Consider the following 23,870-nt stretch of genomic DNA (forward strand, 5'->3'; position numbering starts at 1 on the left):
GGGGGGGGGGGGGGGGGGGGGGGGGGGGGTGGCGGCCCCCCCCCCCCCCCCCGCTCACCGGGGGGGCGGGGGGGGGGGGGGCGGGGCGGCCGCGCCCCCCCCCCCCCGCCGCCGTGTACGGAGCGCGTGCGGCTGCCGCTCGGCGCCGGACGCACTCCGTACACGGCGGGAGCGGCGAACGGGTGGTGGGGTGGCAGGGACCGAGGGTCGTCATCGGTCCCTGCCACCCCACGACCCGTTCTTCCTTCCGCCGGCCACGCTTCGCGCGTCCACCACTTCCCGGGGGCGGGGAGAGCCGCGCATGCTCGTCCCCGCCCCCGGCATCCGAGTTCCTGGGTGTGCGTCCTCGTACCCCGCCCGGTCGAGCCGCCGGTTCAGGCGAGTTGTTCGCCCGCCACCGCGCCGGTGCCGACGTGCGTGTCCACACGGTTCATGCACACGAGGCAGTAGCGCTCACCCCCGGCGGGGGGTTCGGGCGCGGCCTCGGGCACGCGGACGCCGCACAGCGCCCGGTCGCCCTCCGCCATCGCGTGCCACACCAGGGACGAGTCACCGGTCTCCTGTGTCGCCTTCAATATGCGCACGACTCCTCCTCTCGACCCGGACGGCGTGCCCGGCTCCCCCAGCCAACCCCCACCCCGGCGCCGCCGCACGCCGGAGCGGAGCCCGCCCCGGGGAGCGGAGCGGCTCGTGCCGCGTCATCAGGCACGACACGTGCGCGGCGGCCCCGGGGACGTTCACCCGCCCGGGTCAACGCGCGGGCCACGTCCGTCCCGGTGTGCCCGGTGGCACCGGTCACGAGAAGCCGGCGCCGGTCCGGTTTCGGCCTGGAATCCACTTCCGGGACGGCCGCGAGCGCCCTAAGGGCTGTCCCGTAACCCCTGGCGGATCAGCGCGCGGCGTCGGGCTACTCGGCGGCGGGACGCGATCCGGTGGCGCACGGGCCCGACGCCGACCGCTTCCGGGTGAACCGCGAAGCCGACGCGCGGCACCTGTCCCTGGGGCACGGCGCGCACTTCTGCCTGGGCGCGCCGCTGGCCCGGATGGAGGCCGAGGTCGCGCTCGGCGCTCTCTTCGGACGCTTCCCCGGACTGCGGCCGGTGGGTGCGGACGCGGAGCTTCCACGGCATCCGAGCTTCGTCGGCAACGGGGTGCTCGCACTGCCCGTGCGACTGGGCGCGGACACCCACGCGCCGTAGCGCTGTCGGCCGCACTCGGGGCCGAATGGTGCAACGAACGAAGTCGTAGGGGGCCCGGAGGCGTACAGGTCCCCGGTAGCGGGGTACCCGTAGCGCGACATCACGAGCGGTTCCGACAGAGCGAGAAGGGGTGTCCCCGGCGTGGCCGAGTTCCTCACCGACATTCAGACGATCCGCGAGCGGGCCCGTCAGCAGATCGACAAGGGTCCCATCACCGAGGCGTACGGGGCGGACCTCTCCCGCGTGCTCCAGGTGCTCAACGAGGCACTGGCCACGGAGATCGTGTGCGTGCTGCGCTACAAACGGCACTACTACACGGCGACCGGGATGAACTCGGAACCGGTCGCGGCCGAGTTCCTGGAGCACGCCGGGGAGGAGCAGGAGCACGCGGACAAACTCGCGGAGCGCATCGTGCAACTGGGCGGCGAACCGGATTTCAACCCGGACACCCTGACGGGCCGTGCGCACGCGGAGTACGACGAGAGCCTCGACCTCGTGAGGATGGTGGAGGAGGATCTGGTGGCCGAGCGCATCGCCATCGACTCGTACACGGAGATCATCCAGTGGCTCGGGGACAAGGACCCGACGACGAGGCGGGTCTTCGAGGACCTGCTCGCGCAGGAGGAGGAGCACGCGGACGACATGCGCGGCCTCCTGGAGCGCATCCCCAAGGAGAAGCCGGGACCGGCGGCCTGAGCCGTCGCCACTTCCTGAGACAGCGCGGGCCCGGGGGAGCGGTGTCCGTGGAGTGCCCTTCGGGGAGTGAGGACGGCGGTGGCGCCCCGGCCCCCATACCTGAAGCCCCCTGCCCCCTGCCAGGGCGCCCCGCTCGTGATCCCCCGCCCGTGGCAGGCCCGTTCGGGTGAGAGACCGGGGCCGCCGGGTTCACCGGCCGGGAAGCCGGCGTACCGCCCGCCTCCCCGCCGGGGCGGCTCACTCGTGGCGCGGCAGGCCCCGGGCGCGGCGCTCCCCGGGGCTCCTGCTGGAGCGCATGGTGACCAGGACGACGAGGGAGACGAACACTCCCGCACCGGTGGCGACGCTCAGCGCCACCTGGACCGGGCCCCTGTCCAGCAGCATCGACAAGGCGATGTTGGCGCCCGTGCAGCCGACGAGTAACACCCACAGCACAGACCTCATCGTGTTGTCCCTTCGTTATGTATTCGAGTCCTTCTCTCAGTGTGTACCGCGCCGCTCGATGGAACCCCGCGGCTCTCCCCCGCATCTTCCCCGGTGTCCCGCCCCGATGCTTCGGGCCGACGGGAACAGGGCCACTATGCATCACGTGTATACCTCATGTGTATAGTCGCGCCCGGAGCGATTGACCTGCTCTGACCAGCAGTGACGAGCGCGGATGGACCGGCCTCGGTCCGTCCGCGATGCCGTGCTGCGCGCACGCGGGCCGCGGGGGAACGCCCGTGACGGCGCGTCACCCGCCCCCGCCCGCGAGAGGGAGTTTCACCATGCCCGAGTCCGTCCGTGGCCCCCACCGTTCCTCACGGCGGCGCCGTGGCGCCGCCGCGCTCGCCCTCGCGACCGCGTTCGGCGCCGTACTGAGCGGGTGCACGAGCCTGCACACCGTCGCGCCGAAGAGCGAGCGCGCGCACGCGAACGCGAAAGTCGTGATGGCACATCAGCCGGTGGACTGCCGCGAGGCGAAGTGCATAGCGCTGACCTTCGACGCCGGCCCGAGCCGGCACACACCGCAGCTGTTGAAGATCCTCAAGGAGAAGAAGGTGCACGCGACCTTCTTCCTTCTGGGCAAGAACCACATAGAGCGGTACCCGAAGCTCGTGAAGCGGATATCGGACGAGGGGCACGAGGTGGCCCAGCACACTTGGTCGCACCGCAGGCTCACGGACCTCTCCGACACGGAGGTGCGCCGGGAGATGTCCCGTACGCAGAAGGCGGTGAAGGACCTCACCGGCAAGGAGCCGACGCTGATGCGGCCGCCGCAGGGCCGCACGAGCGACGAGGTGTCGAAGATATGCGAGGAGTTCGGCATAGCGCAGGTGCTGTGGAGCGCGACCGCGAAGGACTACTCCACCAATGACTCGAAGCTGATAGAGAAGCGCATCCTCGACCAGTCCTCGCGCGACGGGATCATCCTGCTGCACGACCTGTACCAGGGCACCGTGCCGGCGGTCCCCGGAATCATCGACGCGCTGAGGAAGCGGGGGTACACCTTCGTCACCGTGCCCCAGCTGATGGCTCCCGGAGTGCCGAAGCCGGGAGCGGTGTACCGGCCGTAGGACCGGTGCGCGGGCCGGGGTGCCCCGGCCCGCCGCGACGGATCCTCAGAACTCCTCGTGGCTGAGCGGGTCGCCGCCGATCCTGCGGTGGGGGCGGTCGCCGATGAGGCGCATGTCCTCGTCGGACAGCTCGAAACCGAAGACGTCGAGGTTGGCGCGCTGACGGTCCCGGTCGGCGGACTTCGGGACGGGGACGGCGCCGAGCTGGACGTGCCAGCGCAGTACGGCCTGTCCGGCCGAGACGCCGTGCCGTGCGGCGACGTCCGCCACGGCCGGGTCGTCGAGGAGGTCGCTGCCGCGACCGAGCGGGCTCCAGCTCTCGGTGACGATGCCCTTCGTCCGGTGGAAGGCGCGCAACTCGTCCTGCGGGAACAGCGGGTGCAGCTCGATCTGGTTCACGGCCGGCAGTACGCCGGTCTCCCGCTCCAGCCGCTCGATGTGCTCGGGGGTGAAGTTGGAGACACCCACGGAGCGGACGAGTCCCTCCTCGCGCAGCTTGAGCATCGCCCTCCAGGAGTCGACGTAGCGGTCGACCCGGGGCAGCGGCCAGTGGATGAGGTAGAGGTCCACGTACGCGACGCCGAGCCGCTTGCGGGAGTCCTCGAAGGAGGCCAGGGTCTCCTCGTAGCCCTGGTCGCGGCCGGGCAGTTTCGTGGTGACGAACAGGTCCTCGCGTGGCGCCCCGGAGCGCTCCAGGCCGCGTCCGGTGCCGGTCTCGTTGCGGTAGTTGACGGCCGTGTCGACGAGTCGGTAGCCGAGGCCCACGGCCTGGGCGACCGCCGCCTCCGCCCCGGCGTCGTCGAGAGGGTAGGTGCCGAGGCCGAGCGCGGGGAGCGCGTGACCGTCGTTCAGTTCGAGCAGCGGGGCGGGGGCCATGGAATCACTTCTCCGGGGCTGGGGATCTGGGGCGCGTCGGGCGGGGGCGCCACGTCGGCGTTCCCCTGTCCCCTTCCACGTGATCACGGCTCCATGCGGGAGACCACCTCAGGGTTCATCTGCCGGGCCAGGCGTTCACGCAGACGGGTGAGCCGGTCGATCTCGGCGTCCAGCGCGGCGAGCCGGCGTGCGGCGATCCCCTCCGGCCGGGCGGGGGCGGCGGACGGGCCTCCCTCCGCGCCGGCGCAGGCGCGGGGCAGTCGGCCGATCAGTTCGTCGAGGCCGGCGGCGCAGTGCCGCACGTCGTCCACGGTCAGCCCGCTGGCGAGCAGTTCCCTGATCAGGCGCACCCGCTCGATGTCCCGCGGCGCGTAGTCGCGCTGTCCGCCGCTGTTGCGGGCGGGCGGGGGCAGCAGTCCCCGCTCCTCGTAGAACCGCAGTGCCCGCGGTGTCGTACCGGCTGCCGCCGCCGCGTCCCCGATGCGCATCCGACCGTCTCCCCCTTTTCCGCGGCGGACCGGGCCGCCCCGGTAGCTGTGCCGCTGACCACGACGGCCCGGGACCGGTCCCCGTCGGCGCTACTTCGGGGCGGACGCGCCGCGCAGGTCGACGACCACCGCGCCGACGTAGCGGCCGGCCATCGCCTCCTGCAACGCGCGGGGAGCCGCTTCCATGCCCGTGATCCTCTCGTGCGGGAAGGTGAGGCGGCCCTCGGCGAGGCCGGCGGCGAACAGGGCGGGCCACGCGGTGTAGCTCTCGGGGTGGTCGAGTCCGCTCACGCCCCGCAGGCTGACGCGCTGCACGACGAGCCGGAAGGTGTCGAGTGTGACGGGGGCGCTCGCACCGTCCCCTTGGGCGTCGAGCTGTCCGGCGAGGGCTCCGACCAGGGCGATGCGGGCCCCCGGGTTGGCGGTCTCGGTCGCCGCCCTGAGCTGGGCGCCGCCGACGAGGTCCACGACCACGTCGATCCCGTCGGGAGCCGCCTCGCGCAGCCGCTTGCCGAAGTCACCGTCCGGTCCGCCGGGCCCTTCGCGGAGCACCGCTTCGTCGTAGCCGAGGCGTTCGGTCATCACCCGGGCCTTGTCCGTCGAGCCGGTCGAGCCGATGACACGTCCCGCGCCGAGCAGCCGGGCCAGCTGGCCGGTCATCGAACCGACCGCGCCCGCCCCGCCGGCCACGAACACCGTCTCCCCCGGGCGCAGTCCGGCGACCCCGGTGAGGGCGGCGTGCGCGAGCGCGCCCTGGGAGAGGTGGGCCGCCTCGTCGGGGAGGGCCGGGTCGAGCGGAGTGCAGAATCCGGCGGGCAGGACGGCGTACTCACGCCAGCCGAGGTGGTGGCTCACCAGGGTGCCGGGGGCCGGGGTGGTCGCGTCCCCCGCTGCCACCACCTCGCCCACGGCCGTGCCCACGAGCGGCTGTCCGGATCGCAGCGGGTCAAGCGGGGTGCGGAAGGCGGGGGTTGCGAAGAGGGAGCGCAGGGCGGGCGAGATCACGAAGTAGTGGTTGCGGACCACCACCTCCCCCGCGGCGGGGGCCACCATGGGACGGGTGGCCACCTCGAAGTCCTCGGGGCGGGGCAGGCCGCGAGGGCTTCTGGCGAGCCGGACCTCGCGTGAGGTCGCGGGAAGGGCGGGGGCGGGAACGCTGCTCATCCGGGGCTCCTTGACGGTCGGCGGACTGGTCCCGGCGGCCGACGTGGCCGACGCCGTCGCCACCGGAGCCGGGACGCTAACCCCTGACGTACGGGTGAGGGTCAAGGAGTGCGGGAGCGTCCGGGAAGGGAGACGGGGCGGGCGGCGCAACCGTGTGGTGCCCCGCCACCCGCCCCCACCGCGCGCTCTCCCACCCGCACAAAGCGCGTACAGGCGCGTGCGGACCGCCTGCGGACCGCGTACGGGGCGCGTCGTGCGTGGTCCGCTGCGCCTGACGCGTATGCGTCAGGCGCGTCAGCAGACGCTGTCGCCCGGCTTCGGATTGCCGAGGCCGAACAGCGGACGGAGCCTGAGACCGGCCCAGGTGCCGATCAGGGCGACGGCTCCCCAGATCCAGCCGTGCAGGCTGCCGGAGGCGATGCCCGCGAGGTAGGCGCCGATGTTGCAGCCGCCCGCCATCCGGGCGCCGACGCCCATGAGGACTCCGCCGAGGACGGCGGCGAGGGCGGTACGGGCGGGCAGTCCGCGGTGCAGCTGCCACACCCCGCCGGCGGCGGCCGCCACGGCCGCCCCGACCATGATGCCGATGTCGGTGAGGCTGTTCTTGTCGGCCAGTACCGGGCCGTGCAGCTGGGCGGCGTTCCCGGCCTGCTTCCAGTAGTCCCAGGTCTCGGGCGAGGCCCCGAGGACCCCGGCGAACTTGGCGCCCCACAGGGCGAAGGCGCTGGTGATGCCCCAGGCGCCACCGGACACGAGCAGTACGCCCGCTCCGAGGACGGCGAGCACGAGCGCCCCCGCGGCGAGGGGCCAGGAACCCCGGATCGCGCGGGCGAGAGAGCCGCGAGCGGACGGCGGCACACCGATCGGCGGCGGGTTGCGCCGCGCCTGGACGCGGCGCGCGAGGACGTACACCCCGGCCAGCAGTACGAGGGTCAGCAGCCAGGAGCCGAACCAGCCGCCGAGGTGGTCGGAGAACAGCACCGGGTCGGCGGCCGGCAGGTCCTTCCACACCCCCCACTGCCAGGCGGCGAGGGTCGATCCCGCGATGAAGCCGCCGAGCGTCAGGAGCACCGTGGTCTGGCCCGAGCCGACCGCGAAGAGGGTGCCGGAGGCACAGGCCCCGCCCAGTTGCATGCCGACGGCGAAGAGGAAGGCGCCGATGAGGAGGCCGAGGCCGATCGGTCCCGCGCTGGGGGCGGGCTTCGCCCCGAACAGTCCGGTGCCGGTGCCGATGATGAGGGCGAAGAGGGTCGCGGTGGTGCCGAGCAGCAGGGTGTGGGCGCGTAGTCCGGTGCCGTTGCCGACGGCTATCAGCTGCCGCCAGGCGGAGGTGAAACCGAACCGCGAGTGGAAGAGGGCGACGCCCAGCCCCATGCCGAGCAGCAGCAGGACCCCCGGCTTGGCTCCGTGCTCGGCCCACGTGTAGACGGTGAGCGCGGCGCCGACGAGAGCGGCGCCGAGGAGGGGGGCGGTGCGCACCGGGGGCAGCGGTTCGGCCGCGGGGGCCGGGACGCTCGTGGGTACGGGGGTGAGCGGGCCCCTGCGGCTGGGGGCCTGCTCTGGAGGGGCGGTGGTCACGGCGGGCCTTTCGGGTCTGCGAGGACGAGGAGGTCGCGAGGTCATGACGCGGGGCACGGGAAGGGGCCCCGTAAGGGGGGCGGACTCGGTGGGAGGCGGGCCCCGTGGGGGCAGGCGAGGCGCGTCGGCTCCGGGTGTCCGGCGGCGGACCGCTCCGGGCCGGGATCAGCGCACGCGGGGAAGAGGGCCGCGCACCGTCGGCGCGGGGCTCAGCGGCGACAGAGAGCGTCGTCGACGCTCCAGGCCGTGGCGGCGAAGAGCGCCATGGTGAGGGATCGCGCTTGTCCGTGCATGGGCTCACGATAATCAGACACGTACCGGATTCCGAACACGCGTCTCATATTTCGGGATCAGAGATGAGACGGGCGCGCGCGCCGGGACCCGGCCGGAGCGGGCGACCGCCGGACCTCAGATGCGCCAGGCGCGCAGGCGGTCTGCCACGGCGTACAGGTCGGCCTCGTCCACGCTGATGGCCTTGATCAGTTCGGACAGCGCCCCGTAGGGCGGGTCGATGCCCTCGCCGCACTGCCCCATGTACTGCGCGGCGACCTGGGCCGCGTAGAGGGAGTTGCGGTGCGGAAGGGGTTCGAGCCGCACGATCGTGTGCAGGAGGGCGGCCGCCCGCCAGGCGGCGTCGGGGTCGGAGGCGGCGAGGGTGGGCATTTTGGTGCGGTGCCGGGACACCGCCGCGACCAGGGCCGAGTAGTCGGCCACGGAGACGTCCTCCGGCACCGCCCGCTCCTGGACGTCGAGGAGCCAGGCCACGTCCACGAAGAGAGGCATCAGGCCGCTGCTGCCCCTCCGCCGGGACCGCCCGACCGGCGCCGTGGCGGTATCTCGGCGGGGAACGCCTCGTCGAACTCCTGACGCAGGCGGTCCCCCCAGTCGAGCGCACCGGCCACGAACTGCTTGCGCTGGTGCTCCCGGACCCCGAGGTCGTGCAGGTACTGCTTCAGGCTCTTGCCCTCGGCCGCCGCGGCGACCCGCACCCCTTCGAGTTCCTCATCGGTGAAGGACACGTTCAGTGACGGCATGCCTGGAGGGTACCTATCCGGTACCGCCGGGGGTAGGGGGCCGGTGCCACGAAGTTTCCGCCTACGCGGGGGCGTTGAGGGCACCTGCGTCCTGACGTCCCGTCATTCGCTTTCCCCGGGGCGGGAAACGGCGCCGGCAGCGGCACCCCCGCGAGGCCGGGAGCCGCGAGCGGGTCGGCCCGCTCGCGGGGTGACTAGGCTGGCGGAGTGACGACAGGTGAGCTGATCGGTTCGGGACGCACCGCCGACGTCTTCGCGCTGGACGGGGACTGGGTCCTGCGGCGCTACCGGGACGCCGTGGACGCCTCACCGGAGGCGGCCCTCATGCGGCGACTGGCCGCCCGGGGCTACCCCGTTCCTGAGGTGCGCCCGGGAACGTACGCCAAGGGTGATCTGGTCATGCGCCGGGTCACCGGACCGACCATGTCCCGCGCGATGCTGGACGGTTCGCTGGAGGTGGCCGAGGCCGCGGCACTGCTCGCGGACCTCCTGCACCGCCTGCACACGCTCCCGGTGACGGACACGGTGCCCGGTCACCGCCAGCTCCACCTCGACCTGCACCCGGAGAACGTGCTGCTCGGTCCGCGGGGCCCGGTCGTCATCGACTGGCAGAACGCCGCCACCGGGCCGCCCTCGCTGGACTGGGCCCTGTCGGCGCTCATCATGGCGCAGGTCGCCGTCTCCCTCACCGAACGGACCGGGGCGGTCGAGGAGTTCCTGCGGTTGCTGCTGGCCGCGGGGCCGTCCGGGATCGCGTCGCAGTTGCCGCGGGCCCGGCGCCGCAGAGCCCGCGACCCCATGGCGCGACCGGAGGAGCTGACCGCACTGGACGCCGCCGTGGACCGGGTGGTGGCGGCGCTGCCGAGTGGTGCGGACGGCTACGATCCTGGACGGCACGCCCAGTAGATCCACCGAGGAGCGGTTCGTGCGAGACATCGCCGTGTTCAGTGGCAGCGCCCATCCCGATCTGGCCGCGGAGGTGTGCGCCCACCTGGGGGTACCGCTCTCCCCGGCCCGGATCAACCGCTTCGCCAACGACTGCCTGGAGGTGCAGCTGGAGGCGAACTGCCGGGAACGGGACGTGTTCCTGATCCAGCCGCTGGTGACGCCGGTCCAGGAGCACCTCGTGGAGCTGCTGCTCATGTGCGACGCGGCGCGTGGTGCCTCGGCGGGGCGGATCACGGTCGTCATGCCGCACTACGCCTACGCGCGCTCCGACAAGAAGGACGCGCCACGCATCTCGCTGGGCGGCCGGCTCGTCGCGGACCTGCTCGTGGCCTCGGGGGCGAGCCGGGTGCTGGCCATAACCCTGCACTCCCCGCAGGTGCACGGCTTCTTCTCGGTGCCGGTGGACCACCTGCACGCCCTGCGTGAACTGGCCGCGCACTTCCGGCGGCTCGACCTGTCGAACACCACCGTCGTCTCCCCCGACCTCGGGAACGCGAAGGAGGCGGCGGCCTTCGCGCGGCTTCTCGGCACCGGGGTCGCGGCCGGCGCGAAGCAGCGGTTCGCCGACGACCGGGTCACGATCAGCTCGGTGATCGGCGAGGTGGCCGGCCGGGACGTGATCGTGCTGGACGACGAGATCGCCAAGGGCAGTACGGTCCTGGAGCTGCTGGAGCGGCTGCGGGAGCTGGGCGCCCGCTCGGTGCGGGTGGCGTGCACCCACGGGCTGTTCGCCGCGGGCGCGCTGAAGCGGCTGTCCGAGCAGCCGGACGTGGTGGAGGTCGTGTGCACGAACACCGTCCCGGTCCCCGAGTCCGAGCGTACGGAGAAGCTCACGGTGCTGTCCGTCGCCCCGGCCCTCGCGGAGGCGGTACGGCGTATCCACGACGGGGAGTCGGTGAGCGCGCTGTTCGACCAGAAGTGAGCCGGCAGCGCCCCGCGGCCGCCGCGCGGGGTGCGTTGCGCGGTCGCGCCCTCAGAGTGCCTTCTTGCGCTGGAGCACGGTGAACGCGAGCCAGCCGGGCAGCACCGGCAGCCAGAAGGTGAGCAGCCGGAACAGCAGGACCGCGAGGTAGGCCGTCGTGTAGTCGAGGCCGGCGGCGGCGCGCAGCCCCGCGGCGAGGGCCACCTCGATGGTGCCGATGCCGCCGGGGATGGGCGCGGCCGAGCCGACCGCGTTGCCGGCCAGGAAGACGACGGCGGCGACCGCGAAGCTGACCTGCCCGCCGAAGGCCCGTACCGAGAGGGTCAGGCAGGCCACGTTGCACAGGGTCAGCAGGATCGTGCCGCCGAAGCCGGTGGCGAGTTTGCCCGGCCGCTGCACGAGGTCGAGCATGCGGGGCACGACGCCGGTCAGCAGGGGGCGCAGCAGGGACAGCAGCCGGCGGCGCACGGGACCGACGGAGCCGATGGCGAGGACGAGTACGGCGCCCGTCAGCAGGCCCGCGATGACGCTGCGGGACGGGGTGAGGTCCTGGGTCCGCTCGTTGCCCGCGACGTAGCCGAATCCGGCCAGCAGCAGGATGTGGCAGCCGAGGCCGACGAGCTGGGAGGCGCCGACGCTCGCGGCGGCCTGGACCGGCCGCAGCCCCGAGCGCTGGAGGAAGCGCGTGTTGAGGGCGACCCCGCCCACCGCGGCCGGTGCGACGAGTTTGACGAAGGAACCGGCGAGCTGCGCGGCGACGGAGCGGCCGAAGCGCAGCTTCTCGGGCACGAAGCCGGTCAGGCTCATCGCCGCGGCGACGTGGCTGAGCGCGGCGGCGGCGAGCGCGGCGAGCGCCCACCCGGGGGCGGCGCGGGCCACGATGTCGGAGGGCCGCACGGTGAGCTGCGTGCACAGCAGGTACACGGCGAAGGCGCCGGCGACGACGCTGAACAGGGTGCGTGGTCGCAGACGTTCGAGCCGGACCGGTTCGGCCTCGGCGCGCGGGGCCTCGGCGAGGACGCGGGCGCGGATCTCGGCGAGCAGGTCCGTCTCGCCCGCGCCGAGTTCCCGCTCGGCCTCGGCCTGGGTCAGTTCGCCGGCCGCGAGCCGGCCGGCCACGTCGGTGCGCAGGGCGCTCTTGCGTGCGCGGTCGTGGCGCCGCAGGTCCCGGCGCACGGAGCGCAGCAGCCCGATGGGCTGGAGCAGGGGCAGTGCGGCGCTGACCCGGGTCACGCCGAGGACCGCGGTCGCGGAGGCGGTGGCCCGGTCGGCGCCGACGCGCAGCGCGAGGACGGTCAGCAGGTGGGCGACGTCGAGGCGCAGGGCCAGATCGCCCGCGGCGATGCTGCCTTCGGTGAGGTCGAGGAGGTGGCCCTGGGCGCGTGGGTCCGCGGTTTCCGGCGTGCCGGGCCCGGGGGTGGCGGCGAGCAGGCAGCGGCCGGTGAGCCTGCCGTGGCTGACGCGGCGTCGGTGCAGCGTGTGGACGCACTCCCACCAGCTGCGCAGCAGCGCGTCGTCGATCTCGTCCTCGGCCAGTTCGTCGAGGGTGCGGCCGGGGACGTGGGTGTAGACGAGGAGGGCGGTGTCGGGGCCGAGTTCGGTGGCCGCGAGGAGTTCGGGGGTGCGGGCCCCCGAGGCGGTGGCCGCGTAGGCCAGGAGGGCTTCCTGTTCGAGCGCCTGGTGCACGGACTGCGGGGTGCGCCGTACGGCGAAGGAGCGCAGCCGCAGTCGCCGCCACAGGCGGTAGAAGAAGCCGGACGCCTGTTGTTCGCGGTCGAGGACGTGGACGTCGAGGGGCGGTCCGTCGGCGCGGTGCACGAGGTGGCGGCGGCCGCCCCGTACGGGGTCGGTCTCGGGCCGTACGGCGGTGGCGGTGATGCCGACGGTGGCCAGTCCCGCGGCGACGTGCCGGGCGGTGGTGCGGTCGGCGGGAGCACCGATCGTCCACAGCGTGCCATGGCCGGCGACGAAGCCGAGCAGGACCGTCAGCGTGAGCGAGAGGACGGTCGCGTAGCCGCCGAGCAGGGCGGTCGTGCCGCACAGGACGACGCCCGCCCACAGGGCGAGCCGCGAGCGGGGGCGGCCGGTGAGCCCGGCGGCGGTCATGCAGGCGATGACCGGGGCGAGGTAGACGTGGACGGCGTCGGTGGGGGTGCCGCCCTCGGGCACGTTGGTGAGGGCGGCCCGGACCGCCGTGGAGGCGCCGTCGGTGACCCACGTGTTGAGGCCGAGGGACAGCGCGTAGGCGAGGACGGCGGCGAGTACCCCGTCGGCGACCCGGGCCCCGTCACGGCGTACGAGCCGGTCCACGGCGAAGGCGAGCGGCACCAGGAGTACCCCGGCCCCGGAGAGGAAGCCGATCGCGGAGGCGAACGGTCCCGGGCCCTGCCTGCCGCCGACCGGCAGGTCGCTGCCGAGTCCCGCGGTGGTGTTGCGCGCGTAGCCGGCCATGAGGAGGACGAGAACGAGGGCGAGGAGCCCGGCGGCGCACCGCACGAGGTCGCCCGGCCGGCGGACCCTGCGGGCCGGCAGGAGGGGCCGGACGCCCGGTGCGGGCGCCGGGGGCGGGGCGGCGGGGGTACGGCGCGAAGGCACGGAAGAGGGCGCGGGGGGCCGCGTCCGGGGGCCGGGCGCGCTCGGGGCCCCGGTCCTCATGCCGCCGCTGTCCGCCTCGCCTGTCATCAGTTTCCGTGTCCCTACGTGTCCGCCGGTGGCCGTCAGGATGGTGGCACGGAAGGGCGGGGCACTGATCACGGGGGTCGGGTGGGGCAGGTCACGGCCTGGCCGGGAGCTTCCCTCGTGAGGGTCACATCGGGCCCTGGTTGTGGTCCTTACGGGGGACGGCACGAAACCCCGGGGCGTCTGACCGGTTGGGCACGGTGCCCCGGTCACGGGGTCTCGTCGAGCCGGGCGGCAGCGCCGTCCGGGCCCGTTGCGGGCGGCGGCGAGCGGTTCGGCCCCGTCCCCTCATCAGCCAGGAGTTCTCATGAAGAAGTACCTCGCCGCCGTCGCGGTCACCGCCTCCGTCGCCGGTGCCGCGATGTCCGCGGCCCCCGCGATGGCCCTCTCCGACGACGGCGGGGCGACCACCCTCAGCGGGAACGGCGCGCAGGAGGCCTCGGGCAACGCCACGACGGCCGGCCGTCAGAGCCCGCAGGGCAGCCTCGTCTCCGACAGCCTCAACAAGCTGTGCCTCGGGGTGCCCGCGAAGGTGAACGCGGGTTCGCTGGTCGGCCTGCTCGTCCCGGTCACCGTGCAGGACGTGCAGGTCCTCTCCTCGCCGCAGAACGAGCAGTGCACGGACAACAGCACCCAGGCCAAGGAGGACGAGCCGCTGTCGCACCTGCTGGGCGACATCCCGGTCCTGTCGGGCAACGGCGTCGCGAACCGCTGAACGACCGCCTGAGGGGGTCCGCCCGCGCGGGCCCGCGGGGCCCGGTCCGCACGGTGCGGACCGGGCCTCAGGCGTTCCGGGGCGCGGACCGCTCCCCCTCCGTCCCCTGTCCTTCCCGCCGGGCCTGTTCGGCGGCGCGCTCGCGCTCCAGGCGTTCGCGCTGCGGTACGACGGTGTGGCGCGGGTCCTCGGCGGAGGCGACGCCGGCCGCGAAGATCCCGAAGCGCGTGCAGGCGGAGCCGGTCAGGAGGGCGAGTCCGCCGAGCGCGGCGACGGGGCGGGCGGCCACGCCCAGGTGGACGGAGACGGCGCCCGCGACCGCTCCGCCCACGGTGAGCGCCCTGGCGGCCCGCAACAGGGTGCCGGCGCGGCCCTCGCGCCAGGTGACGGCGACGGAGCCGAGGCGGTGTTCGGCGGCGGCGGTCGCGCCGACCTCCCCCGCCGCGGCGAGCACGGCGGCGGCTCGCGCCGGTCCGGTCTCCCGGGTCGGTCCGAGGACGAGCGCCATGCCGGAGGCGGCGGCCGTCGCCGAGGCGGCGAAGAGGTACGGCAGTTCGCGGTGCGCGCCGTGCCACGCGGGGACGGCGGTGTCGGCGGCGAGGACGGCCGTGTAGGTGGCGACGGCGGGTCCGGTGAGCGCGGCGCCGAGGGTCGCGGCGGTGCCGAGGCGCGGGAGGCGGCCGGTGACGGCGGCGGCCGCCGCGGTGGCCGCCGCGGGCCCGTAGACGCCGAGCAGCCAGGAGCCGACGCTCATCGGGGAGGTCGGTTTGAACACGCGCAGCATGTTCGTGAACCGCTCGGGCCGGCCGAGATCGTTGACGAGCGCGACGACGGACAGGCCGATGGCACAGGTCGAGGAGGTCTTCAGGGCGGTGGCGGTGGTGGTGCGCCCGGTCAGGTGGGCGCCTGCCGCGAGTACCGAGCCCGCGCCGGCGAGCCCGCCGAGGAAGAAGTAGCCGGCGATGTCGCGGGGTGCCCAGGAGGGAGCCTTGATGACGGGGCGGCCGTAGTAGGACTGGAACTCGGCGCGCGGCACCATGAGTTCCTCACCGCGGCGCTTCCTGCCGCCCCTGCGGCGCGGGCCTCGGGTGTCGGGGGTGGTGCTCATCGGGAACCCTTCCGGAGGCGGGCGAGTGCGGTGAGGGCGTGGGCGGCGCCCGCGGCGGACAGCAGCGAGAGGGCGGCGGCCCCCGCGTGTTTCCACATCGTGGGCAGGTCCCTGGTGGTGACGACGGGGGCCGGGGGCAGTCCGTAGACCTCGGGTTCGTCCAGGAGCAGGAAGAAGGCGCCGTCTCCGCCGACCCCGTCGTCCGGTTCGTGTCCGTAGAGGCGGGCCTCGGGCACCCCTGCCTCGTGGAGCCGGTCGACGCGCAGGGCGGCGCGTTCGCGCAGTTCGTCGAGCGGGCCGAACTGGATGGACTCCGTGGGGCAGGCCTTGGCGCACGCGGGTTCCTGCCCCGCGCCGAGCCGGTCGTAGCACATCGTGCACTTGAAGGCGCGGCCGTCCTCGGGGCGTTGTTCGATGACGCCGTAGGGGCAGGCGGGCACGCAGTAGCCGCAGCCGTTGCAGATGTCCTGCTGGACGACGACGGTGCCGAACTCGGTACGGAAGAGCGATCCGGTGGGGCACACGTCGAGACACGCGGCGTGCGTGCAGTGCTTGCACACGTCGGAGGACATGAGCCAGCGCATGTCGCCGGGCCCCTGGGGGCTCTGGGTGCCCTGGGCGGGGGCCGGATCGGTGGCGAGCGGCAGTAGGGTGCGGCCCTCCGGGTCCGGCGGTCCCGGCGCGGGGACGGGCTTCGGCTGCTCGATGAAGGCGACGTGCCGCCAGGTGGAGGCGCCGAGGCCCTGGGTGTTGTCGTAGGACATGCCGGTGAGGGTCAAGCCGTCCTCGGGAAGGGCGTTCCACTCCTTGCAGGCCACCTCGCACGCCTTGCAGCCGATGCACACGGAGGTGTCGGTGAAGAAGCCGACGCGGGGCGGGGCGTCCTCGTACCCGGCGTCGGCGGCGGGATCGGGCTCCGGGCCGGACAGGAGCCGGTCGAGGGAGGGGCCCGGGTGCCCGGGGTGTGCGGGCGGCCGGGTGCGGGGTGCGGGTTCGGCCGTCAAGTCGTCTTCTCCACTCCGGTTCCGGTGTGTTCGGTGATGCCCGCGCGGCGGCGGTAGTCGGCGACGAGCTGGGGCAGGGCGGGGCCGCGGGGCCTGCGACCGGGCCGGATGTCGGCGGTGAGCGCCTTGTCCTCCTGGATGTGCGCGTTGGGGTCCATCGAGATGGCCATGAGTTCGTTGGCCGCGTCGCCGGTGACGACACCGTTGGGGCCCCAGTGGAAGGGCATCCCGATCTGGTGGACGGTCCTGCCGTGCACGGTCAGGGGTTTGAGGCGCTCGGTGACCAGGACGCGGGCCTCGACGGCGTTGCGCGCGGTGATGACGGTGGCCCAGCCGCCGTGTTCCAGGCCGCGTTCGGCGGCGAGTTGCGGGGAGAGTTCGCAGAAGAACTCGGGTTGCAGTTCGCTCAGGTAGGGCGACCAGCGGCTCATGCCGCCCGCGGTGAAGTGCTCGGTGAGGCGGTGGGTGGTGACGATGTACGGGAACACCTCGGCGCCCGGCTCGTCCCCGCTCGGGTGGTAGCGGTTGCCCTCGCGGGGCAGCAGTCCGCGGGCCGGGGAGCGGGGGACGTCCGGGTGCAGGAGGTTGGGGAACGGGGAGTCCTGGGGTTCGTAGTGGACCGGCAGCGGTCCGTCCTCCAGCCCGGCGGGGGCGTACAGCCAGCCCTTGCCGTCGGCCTGCATGATGAACGGGTCGTCGCCGCGCAGCGCCTCGGGCCCGGTGGCGCCCTCGGGCGGTACGTGGGCGGGGTCGAGGTCGGGGATGAAGTCGGGCACGTCGTGGCCGGTCCAGCGGCCCTGGTCGGCGTCCCACCACACGTACGCCTTGCGGGCGCTCCAGGGGCGGCCCTCGGGGTCGGCGGAGGCGCGGTTGTAGAGGATGCGCCGGTTGGCGGGCCACGCCCAGGCCCATTCCCGGGCGGTCCAGCTCTGTTCGGTGTGCGGCTTGCGGCGGTTGGCCTGGTTGACGCCGTCGGCGTAGACCCCGCAGTAGATCCAGCAGCCGCACTTCGTGGAGCCGTCGTCCTTGAGTTCGGTGTACGCGGACAGTGGCGCGCCGTCCGGTCCGTGGCCGTTGATCTCGGCGAGGACGGCGGCGGCGACCGGTTCGCGCAGCGGGCCGTCGACCGGATAGTCCCAGGCGAGGTCCTGCACGGGCCGGTCACGGGGGTCGGTGGAGTCCTTGAGCAGTTCCTTGACGCGGCGGCCGAGGTGGTACATGAACCACAGGTCGCTGCGGGCGTCCCCCTCGGGTTCGACGGCGGCCTGGTGCCACTGGACCCAGCGGTTGGTGTTGGTGAAGGAACCGGACTTCTCGGTGTGCGAGGCGGCGGGGAAGAAGAACACCTCGGTGCCGATGTCCTCGGTGCGCATCTCCCCGGTCTCGGTCTCGGGGCCGTCCTGCCACCAAGTGGCGGACTCGATGAGGGAGAAGTCGCGGACGACGAGCCAGTCGAGTCGGGCCATGCCCAGGCGCTGGAGGCGGGTGTTGGCGGAGCCGACGGCCGGGTTCTCGCCCATCAGGAAGTAGCCCTTGCACACGCCGTCGAGCTGGGCCATGACGGTCTCGTAGGTGCTGTGCGAGCCGGTGAGACGGGGCAGGTGGTCGAAGCAGAAGTCGTTCTCGGGGGTGGCCGCGTCGCCGTAGTACGCCTTGAGCAGGCTCACGAAGTACGCGCGCATGTCGCCCCAGAAGCCCTTGTCGGTGCGGCTGGCGTCGATGAAGGCGTCGAGGGACTCGTGGGTGTGGGCGTGCGGCATGGGCAGGTAGCCGGGCAGCAGGTTGAAGAGGGTGGGGATGTCGCTGGAGCCCTGGATGGAGGCGTGGCCGCGCAGCGCCTGGATGCCGCCGCCGGGCCGGCCGATGTTGCCGAGCAGGAGCTGGAGGACGCAGGCGGCGCGGATGTACTGGGAACCGACGGTGTGCTGGGTCCAGCCGACGGCGTAGCAGAAGGCGCTGGTGCGTTCGCGGCCCGAGTTGGTGGTGAGCGCCTCGGCCACCTCCAGGAAGAGGTCCTTGGGGACGCCGCAGGTCTCCTCGACGAGTTCCGGGGTGTAGCGCGCGTAGTGGCGTTTGAGGATCTGGTAGACGCAGCGGGGGTGTTGCAGGCTCTCGTCGCGCGGGGGCACGCTCGTGGTCTGGGCGCCGCCGGAGCCGTGCGTCTCGGAGCCACCGGCCCCTCGGAGGCGTTCCTCGTAGAGCTGGTCGGGATCGCCCGCCGGGGCCTGGACCTCGACGCCCTCGTACTGCCAGCTCACCGGGTCGTAGGTGCCGCTCTCGGGGTCGAGGCCGGAGAAGACGCCGCCGAGGTCCTCGGTGTCCCGGAAGTCCTCGCCCACGAGGGTCGCGGCGTTGGTGTAGCGCAGGACGTACTCGCGGAAGTCCTTCTCCTCGGTGAGGACGTGGTTGATCAGCGCGCCGAGGAACACGATGTCGCTGCCCGCGCGGATCGGGACGTGGAGGTCGGCGAGGGCGCTGGTCCGGGTGAACCGCGGGTCGACGTGGATGATCCTCGCGCCGCGCGCCTTGGCCTCCATGACCCACTGGAAGCCGACCGGGTGGGCCTCCGCGTAGTTGGAGCCCTGGATGACGATGCAGTCGGCGTGCTGGAGGTCCTGCATGAAAGTCGTGGCGCCGCCTCGGCCGAACGAGGTACCGAGCCCGGCGACGGTGGAGCTGTGGCACACCCGCGCCTGGTTCTCGACCTGGACGACGCCGAGTCCGGTCAGCAGCTTCTTGATGAGGTAGTTCTCCTCGTTGTCGAGGGTCGCCCCGCCCAGGCTCGCGATGCCCATGGTGCGGGCGGTGCGCACCCCGTCACGCTCCCACTCCCAGCCCTCGGCGCGGGTGCGCACGACCCGTTCGGCCACCATGTCCATGGCCGTCTCCAGGTCCAGCGGCTCCCAGTCCCTCGCGTGGGGGCGGCGGTAGAGGACCTGATGGCGGCGTGCGGGGCCGGTGGTGAGCTGAAGGGTCGCGGAGCCCTTGGGGCACAGGCGGCCCCGGCTGACCGGCGAGTCGGGGTCCCCCTCGATCTGGACGACCTTGTCGTCCTTGACGTACACCTGCTGGCCGCAGCCGACGGCGCAGTACGGGCACACCGAGCGCACGACGCGGTCGGCGCTGTCGGTGCGCGGCCGCAGCGCCTCGGTGTGCCGGGAGCGGGCGGCGTGCCCCCGTCCGAGAGGGTCGTCCCCGGTGAGCTGCCGGTACACGGGCCAGTCGGTGATCCAGGTGCGCAAGCCCATCTCGGTACCTCCGGCGGTGCCGCCGGCCCCTTCGGCCGGGAGCCGGTCTGCTCGGTCTGCTCCGCCCAGGCTGGCCCGAAGCGGACGCGACGGCGACCCGGCGGCGAACGCGGGGCGGGTACCCGGGGCCTCACGCGGTACACCCGCGCGTTCCGCGCACGGCGTGCTCCGCGAGCCCGCCCGGGGCACCCTGGCCTCATGGGAAGCACCGCACTCGTCGTCATCGACATGATCAACACCTACGACCACAAGGACGCCGACCTGCTGCTGCCCGCGGCCGCCCGCGCGCTGCCCGCCATGGAGTCGCTGCTGGAGCGGGCCCGCGCGGAGGAGGTGCCGGTGATCTACGCCAACGACAACTGGGGCCAGTGGCGCTCGCACCACGGCGAACTCGTCGACGAGGCGCTGTCGGGCCCGTACTCCGGCCTCGTGGAGCCGCTGCGGCCGGACGACAGTTCCCTGTTCATCGTCAAGGCCCGCCACTCGGTCTTCTACGAGACGCCGATGACGTACCTGCTCTCCCAGCTCGGCGTGGACCGCGTCGTACTGACCGGGCAGGTCACCGAGCAGTGCGTCCTGTACTCGGCGCTGGACGCGCACATCCGGCGGCTGCGGGTGGTGGTGCCGCGGGACGCGGTCGCCGAGATCCATCCGGAGCTGGCCGAGGCGGCGCTGCGGATGATGGAGACGAACATGGGCGCGGAGATCACCTCGGCCGCCGAGGTCACGTGGTGAGGCGGGTGGATCGGCCGCGAAGCCCTCGCGGGGTCACCGCCGGGGCGCCGCGGCGCTCACGGCCCGGCAGGCCGCGCGCGACCCGTTCGCGTCCGTGGAAGCACGCACGGCACGGTGGGGGCCGTGACGGTCGCCCTCGTCCTCGCCCGTTCGCTGCGGGCCCCGTTCCCGCCGCCGTGCTCCCCGGCCGTACCGGCGAGGTGGTGGACGGCCGGGACGTGCGCGCGGTGGCCCGCTCCGTCGTCTCACTGCCGCGCGACCGGGAGAGGGCCAGGGCCCTGGGCGCGGCGGGGCGGGCCTGAGGGGAGCGGGGGTGGACCTGGGCGGCTTCGGCGCGCCGTCCGGGCGTCCCGTTCGATCCGGAGCAGACGCCTCCGATCGGAACGGGCCCCTCTGACAGGGCCCCGGGGCCCCAAAGCCCCAGCCCCTCGTCCAGGTGTGCGAGCACACCCGTAGGGTGCGTCCATGAGCGAGGGGATACGCACCGCCGGGCCGGGGCCCGGGGCGGGGCGGGGGCGGCACGCGAAGCCAGCGGGGGGACCGGAACCGGACGAGTCGGAGCGGCGCCGGCACGCCCGGCGCAAGGAGCGGAGTCTGGCCCGCTCCTCGATGCTCATGGCGGTGGGCACGATGGTCTCGCGGGCCACCGGGCTGATCCGGCAGGTACTCCAGGGCATCGCGCTCGGCACGGGGCTGCTCGCCAGCACGTACAACACGGCGAACACCGTGCCCACGAGCCTCTACACGCTGCTGATCGGCGGGGCGCTCACCTCCGTGCTGGTGCCGCAGCTGGTGCGGGCCCGGCTGACGGGCGCGGACGGGGGCCGGGCCTACGAGCAGCGGATCGTGACGCTGGTCCTGTGTGTCCTGGGCGCGGGCACGGTGCTGGCGGTGTGGGCGGCCCCGCAGATCGTGAGCGTCTACATGCCCGACACACCGGACCAGCACGCCGCGTACCAGCTGACGGTGACCTTCGCGCGGTACCTGCTGCCGCAGATCTTCTTCTACGGGCTGTACTCGATCTACGGTCAGGTGCTCAACGCGCGCGAGCGGTTCGGCGCGATGATGTGGACGCCGGTGCTCAACAACTTCGTGCTGATCGCGATGTTCGGCGGCTATCTGACGCTGCTGACGGTGCCCACCGAGGTCGCGGACGTGACCTCCCTGCACGTGCGGGTGCTGGGGATCGGCACCACGGCGGCGCTCGCCCTGCAGGCCGTGGCCCTCGTGCCCTTCGCGCGCGCCGCCGGTTTCCGCTTCCGGCCGCGCTTCGACTGGAAGGGCACGGGGCTCGGTTCCTCGATCGCGGCGGCGCGCTGGACGCTGTTGTACGTCCTCGCGAACCTCGCGGCGATGACGGTCGTCACGCACTACGCGAACGCCGTGGACGCGGCGGCGCCCGACGCGGGCGCCGGTTACTCGGCCTACTCCTACGCCCAGACGATCTGGGTGCTTCCGCAGTCCCTGATCACGGTGTCCGTGGTGACGGCGCTGCTGCCCCGGCTGAGCCGGTCCGCCGCGCAGGGCGACCGCGACCAGTTGCGCGGGGACCTTGCGCGGGCGCTGCGGGTGACGGGCGCGCTGATCGTGCCCGCCGGCTTCCTGTTCCTGGCGCTCGGCCCGCAGATCGCGGCGCTGCTGTTCGGGCACGGCGCGGTGAACACCACGGCGCCGCTGGGCCAGATGCTCCAGGCGTTCGGCCTCGGGCTCATCCCGTACTCGGCGCAGTACGTGCTGCTGCGGGGCTTCTACGCCTACGAGGACACGCGAACGCCGTTCTTCATGGCGACGGTGATCGGGGCGGTGAACATCGCGCTGGCCCTGGCCTGCCACACGCTCCTGCCGGTGCGCTGGGCGGTCGTGGGGATGGCGGCCTGTTACGGCGTCAGCTATCTGGTGGGGCTCGCGGTGACGGCCCGGCGGCTGCGGCGGCGGCTGGGCCGGCGGATCGGCGGCGGGGTCAGCTCCGCCTACCTGCGGCTCGTACTCGCCTCCTCGGTGGCCGCGGGGGCCGCCTGGTGGGTCACGCGCACCGTGGGCGGTCCGGGCACCGCGGGGGTCTCGGCCGGTCTGGCGGCCGGTCTGCTCACGGCGGCGCTGGTCTACCTGCTGGCCGGCAAGGTGCTGCGGATCGAGGAGCTGAAGAGGTTCACCCGGCGCGGCGGCGGGTGACCACCGGGGCCCCCGCCGCCCGCTCGGGGTCACTGGCCGATACGGCCGTCGATCAGCTCGCGCAGGAGGTCGGCGTGGCCGTTGTGCCGCGCGTACTCCTCGATCAGGTGGACCAGGATCTCGCGGAGTTCGAACGGCTTGCCGTCCCAGGCGGCCGGGGTGGCGAGATCCGGGACGGCGTCCACCAGCCGTTCGGCGAAGGCCACCTCCGCGCGCCAGACGCGCCACGCCTCGGCGATCTCCCCGGGGTCGGCGCGGGCGCCCTCGAAGTCCCCGTCCGGGTTCGCGGCCGTACGGTAGTGCCGCTCGACCTCCTGTCCCGCCATGACCTCGCGGAACCACTTCCGCTCGACGTCCGCGAGGTGGCGTACGAGGCCGAGGAGAGAGAGGCCGGAGGGCGGCACGGAGCGTCGGGCGAGCGCCTCGGCGTCGAGGCCGGCGCACTTCAGCTCCAGCGTCAGCCGCTGATCGCGCAGGTAGCCGGTGAGCAGGGCGCGCTCGCCGGGCAGCCCGCCGTCACCGCGGCGGTCCTCCCCGGGAGGCACGAACATGTTGGACCAGCCGAAGCGCCGCTCGGTCCCGGGAGTCGGGGCAGTGTCCGTCATGGGGCACATCCTGGGGGCCCGACGCGGGGGCCGCCACCGGTTTTCCGACCTCCCGGGCCGGCCACGTCCCGGTGTGCGAGATCACGTCCGCACAGCTCAACAGACGTTCTACGCTCGGCCCATGACAACCCGCCTTCCCGCCCCGCTGCCCGACTCCCCGGTGTACCGCGACGTCCAGGACGCCGCGCGGCGCATCGAGGGGTACGCGCACCGCACCCCCGTCCTGCGTTCGCGGATGCTCGACGAGGCCCTCGGGGTCGAGACGTACTTCAAGTGCGAGAACTTCCAGCGCACCGGTTCCTTCAAGTTCCGCGGCGCGTTCAACGCCCTGTCCCGGTTCACGCCCCGGCAGCGGGCCGCCGGAATGGTCAGCTACTCCTCGGGCAACCACTCGCAAGCGGTCGCGCGCTCGGCCCAGTTGCTCGGGATACCGGCCACCATCGTCATGCCGCTGGACGCGCCCGCCTCGAAGCTCGCGGCCACCAAGGGGTACGGGGGCGAGATCGTCACGTACGACCGCTACGAGGGCGACCCCGCGCAGATCGCCGGTGCCCTGGCCGCCGAGCGGGGGCTGACCCTCGTCCCGCCCTTCGACCACCCCGACGTCATCGCGGGCCAGGGGACCGTGACGAAGGAGCTGTTGGAGGAGACCGGGCCGCTGGACGCCCTGTTCGTACCGCTGGGCGGCGGCGGGCTGCTCGCGGGGGCGGCCCTCGCGGTGGGCGCGCTCGCGCCCGGGTGCGAACTGTTCGGCGTCGAGCCGGAGGCGGGGGACGACGGGCGCCAGTCGCTGCGGCGCGGGGAGATCGTCCGCATCGAGGCACCGCGCACCCTCGCCGACGGGGCGCAGACCACGGAGATCGGCGCGTACAACTTCGACATCCTGCGGCGGACGGTCTCCGACATCATCACCGCGCCCGACGACGCCCTCGTCGAGGGGATGCGGGACTTCGCGACCTACCTCAAGCTCGTCGTCGAACCGACCGGCTGCCTGGGCCTCGCCGCGCTGCGGGAGCGGGCCGCGCGGTGGCGGGGCAAGCGGGTCGGGGTGCTGGTGAGCGGGGGCAACGCGGACCTCGAACGGTACGCCCGGCTGCTGGCCGGCTGACGCGGCTCCGGGGCCGTCCCGTAGCGTCGGGTGCG

General features: G+C 73.6%; 22 protein-coding genes and 1 pseudogene. 10 read left to right on the top strand and 13 right to left on the bottom strand.

Annotated elements, in window-relative coordinates:
* Positions 1–374: 374 nt before the first annotated feature.
* Positions 375–584 carry a hypothetical protein gene (locus ACFYMP_RS29325; protein WP_388863168.1) on the bottom strand — a complete coding sequence of 70 codons (210 nt, stop codon included), beginning with the start codon at positions 582–584 and terminating at the stop codon, positions 375–377.
* A gap of 318 nt (positions 585–902) precedes the next feature.
* Between ACFYMP_RS29325 and ACFYMP_RS29330 the strand changes: the two are divergent.
* Positions 903–1,199 (top strand): annotated as a pseudogene (locus ACFYMP_RS29330) (cytochrome P450); the annotation flags it as partial.
* 141 nt (positions 1,200–1,340) lie between these two features.
* Complete coding sequence (locus tag ACFYMP_RS29335) at positions 1,341–1,895, top strand: bacterioferritin (protein WP_388863170.1); 555 nt, start codon at positions 1,341–1,343, stop codon at positions 1,893–1,895.
* A gap of 237 nt (positions 1,896–2,132) precedes the next feature.
* On the opposite strand, the gene ACFYMP_RS29340 is transcribed toward ACFYMP_RS29335, so the two are convergent.
* A complete protein-coding gene (locus ACFYMP_RS29340) occupies positions 2,133–2,339 on the bottom strand; it encodes a hypothetical protein (RefSeq protein WP_388863172.1) in 207 nt (68 codons plus the stop codon).
* A 323-nt stretch (positions 2,340–2,662) separates the two neighbouring features.
* Between ACFYMP_RS29340 and ACFYMP_RS29345 the strand changes: the two genes are divergently transcribed.
* A complete protein-coding gene (locus tag ACFYMP_RS29345) occupies positions 2,663–3,451 on the top strand; it encodes a polysaccharide deacetylase family protein (RefSeq protein WP_388863174.1) in 789 nt (262 codons plus the stop codon).
* A 45-nt stretch (positions 3,452–3,496) separates the two neighbouring features.
* Here the strand turns inward: ACFYMP_RS29345 and ACFYMP_RS29350 are convergent, their stop codons facing one another.
* The 6 genes from ACFYMP_RS29350 to ACFYMP_RS29375 form a co-directional block, all read right to left on the bottom strand.
* Positions 3,497–4,327: an aldo/keto reductase gene (locus ACFYMP_RS29350; RefSeq protein WP_388863176.1), complete on the bottom strand. Its 831-nt coding sequence runs from the start codon at positions 4,325–4,327 to the stop codon at positions 3,497–3,499.
* An 83-nt stretch (positions 4,328–4,410) separates the two neighbouring features.
* The gene (locus ACFYMP_RS29355) at positions 4,411–4,815 is read right to left on the bottom strand and encodes a MerR family transcriptional regulator (RefSeq protein ID WP_388863178.1); all 405 of its coding nucleotides are present in this window, start codon (positions 4,813–4,815) and stop codon (positions 4,411–4,413) included.
* 90 nt (positions 4,816–4,905) lie between these two features.
* A complete protein-coding gene (locus ACFYMP_RS29360; RefSeq protein ID WP_388863180.1) occupies positions 4,906–5,979 on the bottom strand; it encodes an MDR family NADP-dependent oxidoreductase in 1,074 nt (357 codons plus the stop codon).
* A 294-nt stretch (positions 5,980–6,273) separates the two neighbouring features.
* The gene (locus tag ACFYMP_RS29365; RefSeq protein ID WP_388863182.1) at positions 6,274–7,557 is read right to left on the bottom strand and encodes a YeeE/YedE family protein; all 1,284 of its coding nucleotides are present in this window, start codon (positions 7,555–7,557) and stop codon (positions 6,274–6,276) included.
* Positions 7,558–7,965: 408 nt separating this feature from the next.
* A complete protein-coding gene (locus ACFYMP_RS29370) occupies positions 7,966–8,340 on the bottom strand; it encodes a toxin Doc (protein WP_388863184.1) in 375 nt (124 codons plus the stop codon).
* Positions 8,340–8,591: a hypothetical protein gene (locus ACFYMP_RS29375; RefSeq protein WP_388863186.1), complete on the bottom strand. Its 252-nt coding sequence runs from the start codon at positions 8,589–8,591 to the stop codon at positions 8,340–8,342. Before ACFYMP_RS29375 ends, ACFYMP_RS29370 begins: the two co-directional genes overlap by 1 nt.
* A gap of 207 nt (positions 8,592–8,798) precedes the next feature.
* Here ACFYMP_RS29375 and ACFYMP_RS29380 point away from each other — a divergent pair, with 207 nt between their 5' ends.
* Together ACFYMP_RS29380 and ACFYMP_RS29385 are read left to right on the top strand one after the other, a co-directional pair.
* The gene (locus ACFYMP_RS29380) at positions 8,799–9,497 is read left to right on the top strand and encodes a phosphotransferase (protein WP_388863188.1); all 699 of its coding nucleotides are present in this window, start codon (positions 8,799–8,801) and stop codon (positions 9,495–9,497) included.
* Between the two features lie 19 nt (positions 9,498–9,516).
* Positions 9,517–10,461, top strand: coding sequence for a ribose-phosphate diphosphokinase (locus tag ACFYMP_RS29385; RefSeq protein WP_388863190.1), 945 nt, complete (start codon positions 9,517–9,519; stop codon positions 10,459–10,461).
* 51 nt (positions 10,462–10,512) lie between these two features.
* Here the strand turns inward: ACFYMP_RS29385 and ACFYMP_RS29390 are convergent, their stop codons facing one another.
* The gene (locus ACFYMP_RS29390; protein ID WP_388863192.1) at positions 10,513–13,056 is read right to left on the bottom strand and encodes a lysylphosphatidylglycerol synthase domain-containing protein; all 2,544 of its coding nucleotides are present in this window, start codon (positions 13,054–13,056) and stop codon (positions 10,513–10,515) included.
* Positions 13,057–13,447: 391 nt separating this feature from the next.
* Between ACFYMP_RS29390 and ACFYMP_RS29395 the strand changes: the two genes are divergently transcribed.
* The gene (locus ACFYMP_RS29395) at positions 13,448–13,855 is read left to right on the top strand and encodes a rodlin (RefSeq protein WP_388863194.1); all 408 of its coding nucleotides are present in this window, start codon (positions 13,448–13,450) and stop codon (positions 13,853–13,855) included.
* A 67-nt stretch (positions 13,856–13,922) separates the two neighbouring features.
* Here ACFYMP_RS29395 and nrfD read toward each other — a convergent pair whose 3' ends face one another.
* From nrfD to fdh, 3 genes are all read right to left on the bottom strand, one after another.
* A complete protein-coding gene (nrfD, locus tag ACFYMP_RS29400; RefSeq protein WP_388863285.1) occupies positions 13,923–14,894 on the bottom strand; it encodes an NrfD/PsrC family molybdoenzyme membrane anchor subunit in 972 nt (323 codons plus the stop codon).
* 65 nt (positions 14,895–14,959) lie between these two features.
* A complete protein-coding gene (locus ACFYMP_RS29405) occupies positions 14,960–15,892 on the bottom strand; it encodes a 4Fe-4S dicluster domain-containing protein (protein WP_388863287.1) in 933 nt (310 codons plus the stop codon).
* Positions 15,893–15,963: 71 nt separating this feature from the next.
* Positions 15,964–19,215: a formate dehydrogenase gene (gene fdh, locus ACFYMP_RS29410; RefSeq protein ID WP_388863196.1), complete on the bottom strand. Its 3,252-nt coding sequence runs from the start codon at positions 19,213–19,215 to the stop codon at positions 15,964–15,966.
* 198 nt (positions 19,216–19,413) lie between these two features.
* Between fdh and ACFYMP_RS29415 the strand changes: the two genes are divergently transcribed.
* The 3 genes from ACFYMP_RS29415 to murJ all read left to right on the top strand — a co-directional run bounded on the left by ACFYMP_RS29415 (position 19,414) and on the right by murJ (position 22,122).
* Entirely contained in the window at positions 19,414–19,950 is a 537-nt protein-coding gene (locus tag ACFYMP_RS29415; RefSeq protein ID WP_388863198.1) for a cysteine hydrolase family protein, read from the top strand.
* A gap of 176 nt (positions 19,951–20,126) precedes the next feature.
* Positions 20,127–20,252: a hypothetical protein gene (locus tag ACFYMP_RS29420; RefSeq protein WP_388863200.1), complete on the top strand. Its 126-nt coding sequence runs from the start codon at positions 20,127–20,129 to the stop codon at positions 20,250–20,252.
* 163 nt (positions 20,253–20,415) lie between these two features.
* Complete coding sequence (gene murJ / locus ACFYMP_RS29425; RefSeq protein ID WP_388863202.1) at positions 20,416–22,122, top strand: murein biosynthesis integral membrane protein MurJ; 1,707 nt, start codon at positions 20,416–20,418, stop codon at positions 22,120–22,122.
* 29 nt (positions 22,123–22,151) lie between these two features.
* On the opposite strand, the gene ACFYMP_RS29430 is transcribed toward murJ, so the two are convergent.
* A complete protein-coding gene (locus tag ACFYMP_RS29430) occupies positions 22,152–22,727 on the bottom strand; it encodes a DinB family protein (RefSeq protein WP_388863204.1) in 576 nt (191 codons plus the stop codon).
* 121 nt (positions 22,728–22,848) lie between these two features.
* On the opposite strand from ACFYMP_RS29430, the gene ACFYMP_RS29435 reads away from it, so the two are divergent.
* Complete coding sequence (locus ACFYMP_RS29435) at positions 22,849–23,835, top strand: threo-3-hydroxy-L-aspartate ammonia-lyase (protein ID WP_388863206.1); 987 nt, start codon at positions 22,849–22,851, stop codon at positions 23,833–23,835.
* Positions 23,836–23,870 lie beyond the last annotated feature (35 nt).

It is taken from the genome of Streptomyces sp. NPDC007088 (genome assembly GCF_042869355.1).
Taxonomy (GTDB): domain Bacteria; phylum Actinomycetota; class Actinomycetes; order Streptomycetales; family Streptomycetaceae; genus Streptomyces.

Coding starts and splice junctions, on each gene's coding strand:
- ACFYMP_RS29340 (WP_388863172.1), bottom strand. CDS start 2,339: ATGAGGTCTGTGCTGTGGGTGTTACTCGTCGGCTGCACGGGCGCCAAC.
- ACFYMP_RS29345 (WP_388863174.1), top strand. CDS start 2,663: ATGCCCGAGTCCGTCCGTGGCCCCCACCGTTCCTCACGGCGGCGCCGT.
- ACFYMP_RS29350 (WP_388863176.1), bottom strand. CDS start 4,327: ATGGCCCCCGCCCCGCTGCTCGAACTGAACGACGGTCACGCGCTCCCC.
- ACFYMP_RS29355 (WP_388863178.1), bottom strand. CDS start 4,815: ATGCGCATCGGGGACGCGGCGGCGGCAGCCGGTACGACACCGCGGGCA.
- ACFYMP_RS29360 (WP_388863180.1), bottom strand. CDS start 5,979: ATGAGCAGCGTTCCCGCCCCCGCCCTTCCCGCGACCTCACGCGAGGTC.
- ACFYMP_RS29370 (WP_388863184.1), bottom strand. CDS start 8,340: ATGCCTCTCTTCGTGGACGTGGCCTGGCTCCTCGACGTCCAGGAGCGG.
- ACFYMP_RS29375 (WP_388863186.1), bottom strand. CDS start 8,591: ATGCCGTCACTGAACGTGTCCTTCACCGATGAGGAACTCGAAGGGGTG.
- ACFYMP_RS29395 (WP_388863194.1), top strand. CDS start 13,448: ATGAAGAAGTACCTCGCCGCCGTCGCGGTCACCGCCTCCGTCGCCGGT.
- nrfD (WP_388863285.1), bottom strand. CDS start 14,894: ATGGTGCCGCGCGCCGAGTTCCAGTCCTACTACGGCCGCCCCGTCATC.
- fdh (WP_388863196.1), bottom strand. CDS start 19,215: ATGGGCTTGCGCACCTGGATCACCGACTGGCCCGTGTACCGGCAGCTC.
- ACFYMP_RS29415 (WP_388863198.1), top strand. CDS start 19,414: ATGGGAAGCACCGCACTCGTCGTCATCGACATGATCAACACCTACGAC.
- murJ (WP_388863202.1), top strand. CDS start 20,416: ATGAGCGAGGGGATACGCACCGCCGGGCCGGGGCCCGGGGCGGGGCGG.
- ACFYMP_RS29430 (WP_388863204.1), bottom strand. CDS start 22,727: ATGACGGACACTGCCCCGACTCCCGGGACCGAGCGGCGCTTCGGCTGG.
- ACFYMP_RS29435 (WP_388863206.1), top strand. CDS start 22,849: ATGACAACCCGCCTTCCCGCCCCGCTGCCCGACTCCCCGGTGTACCGC.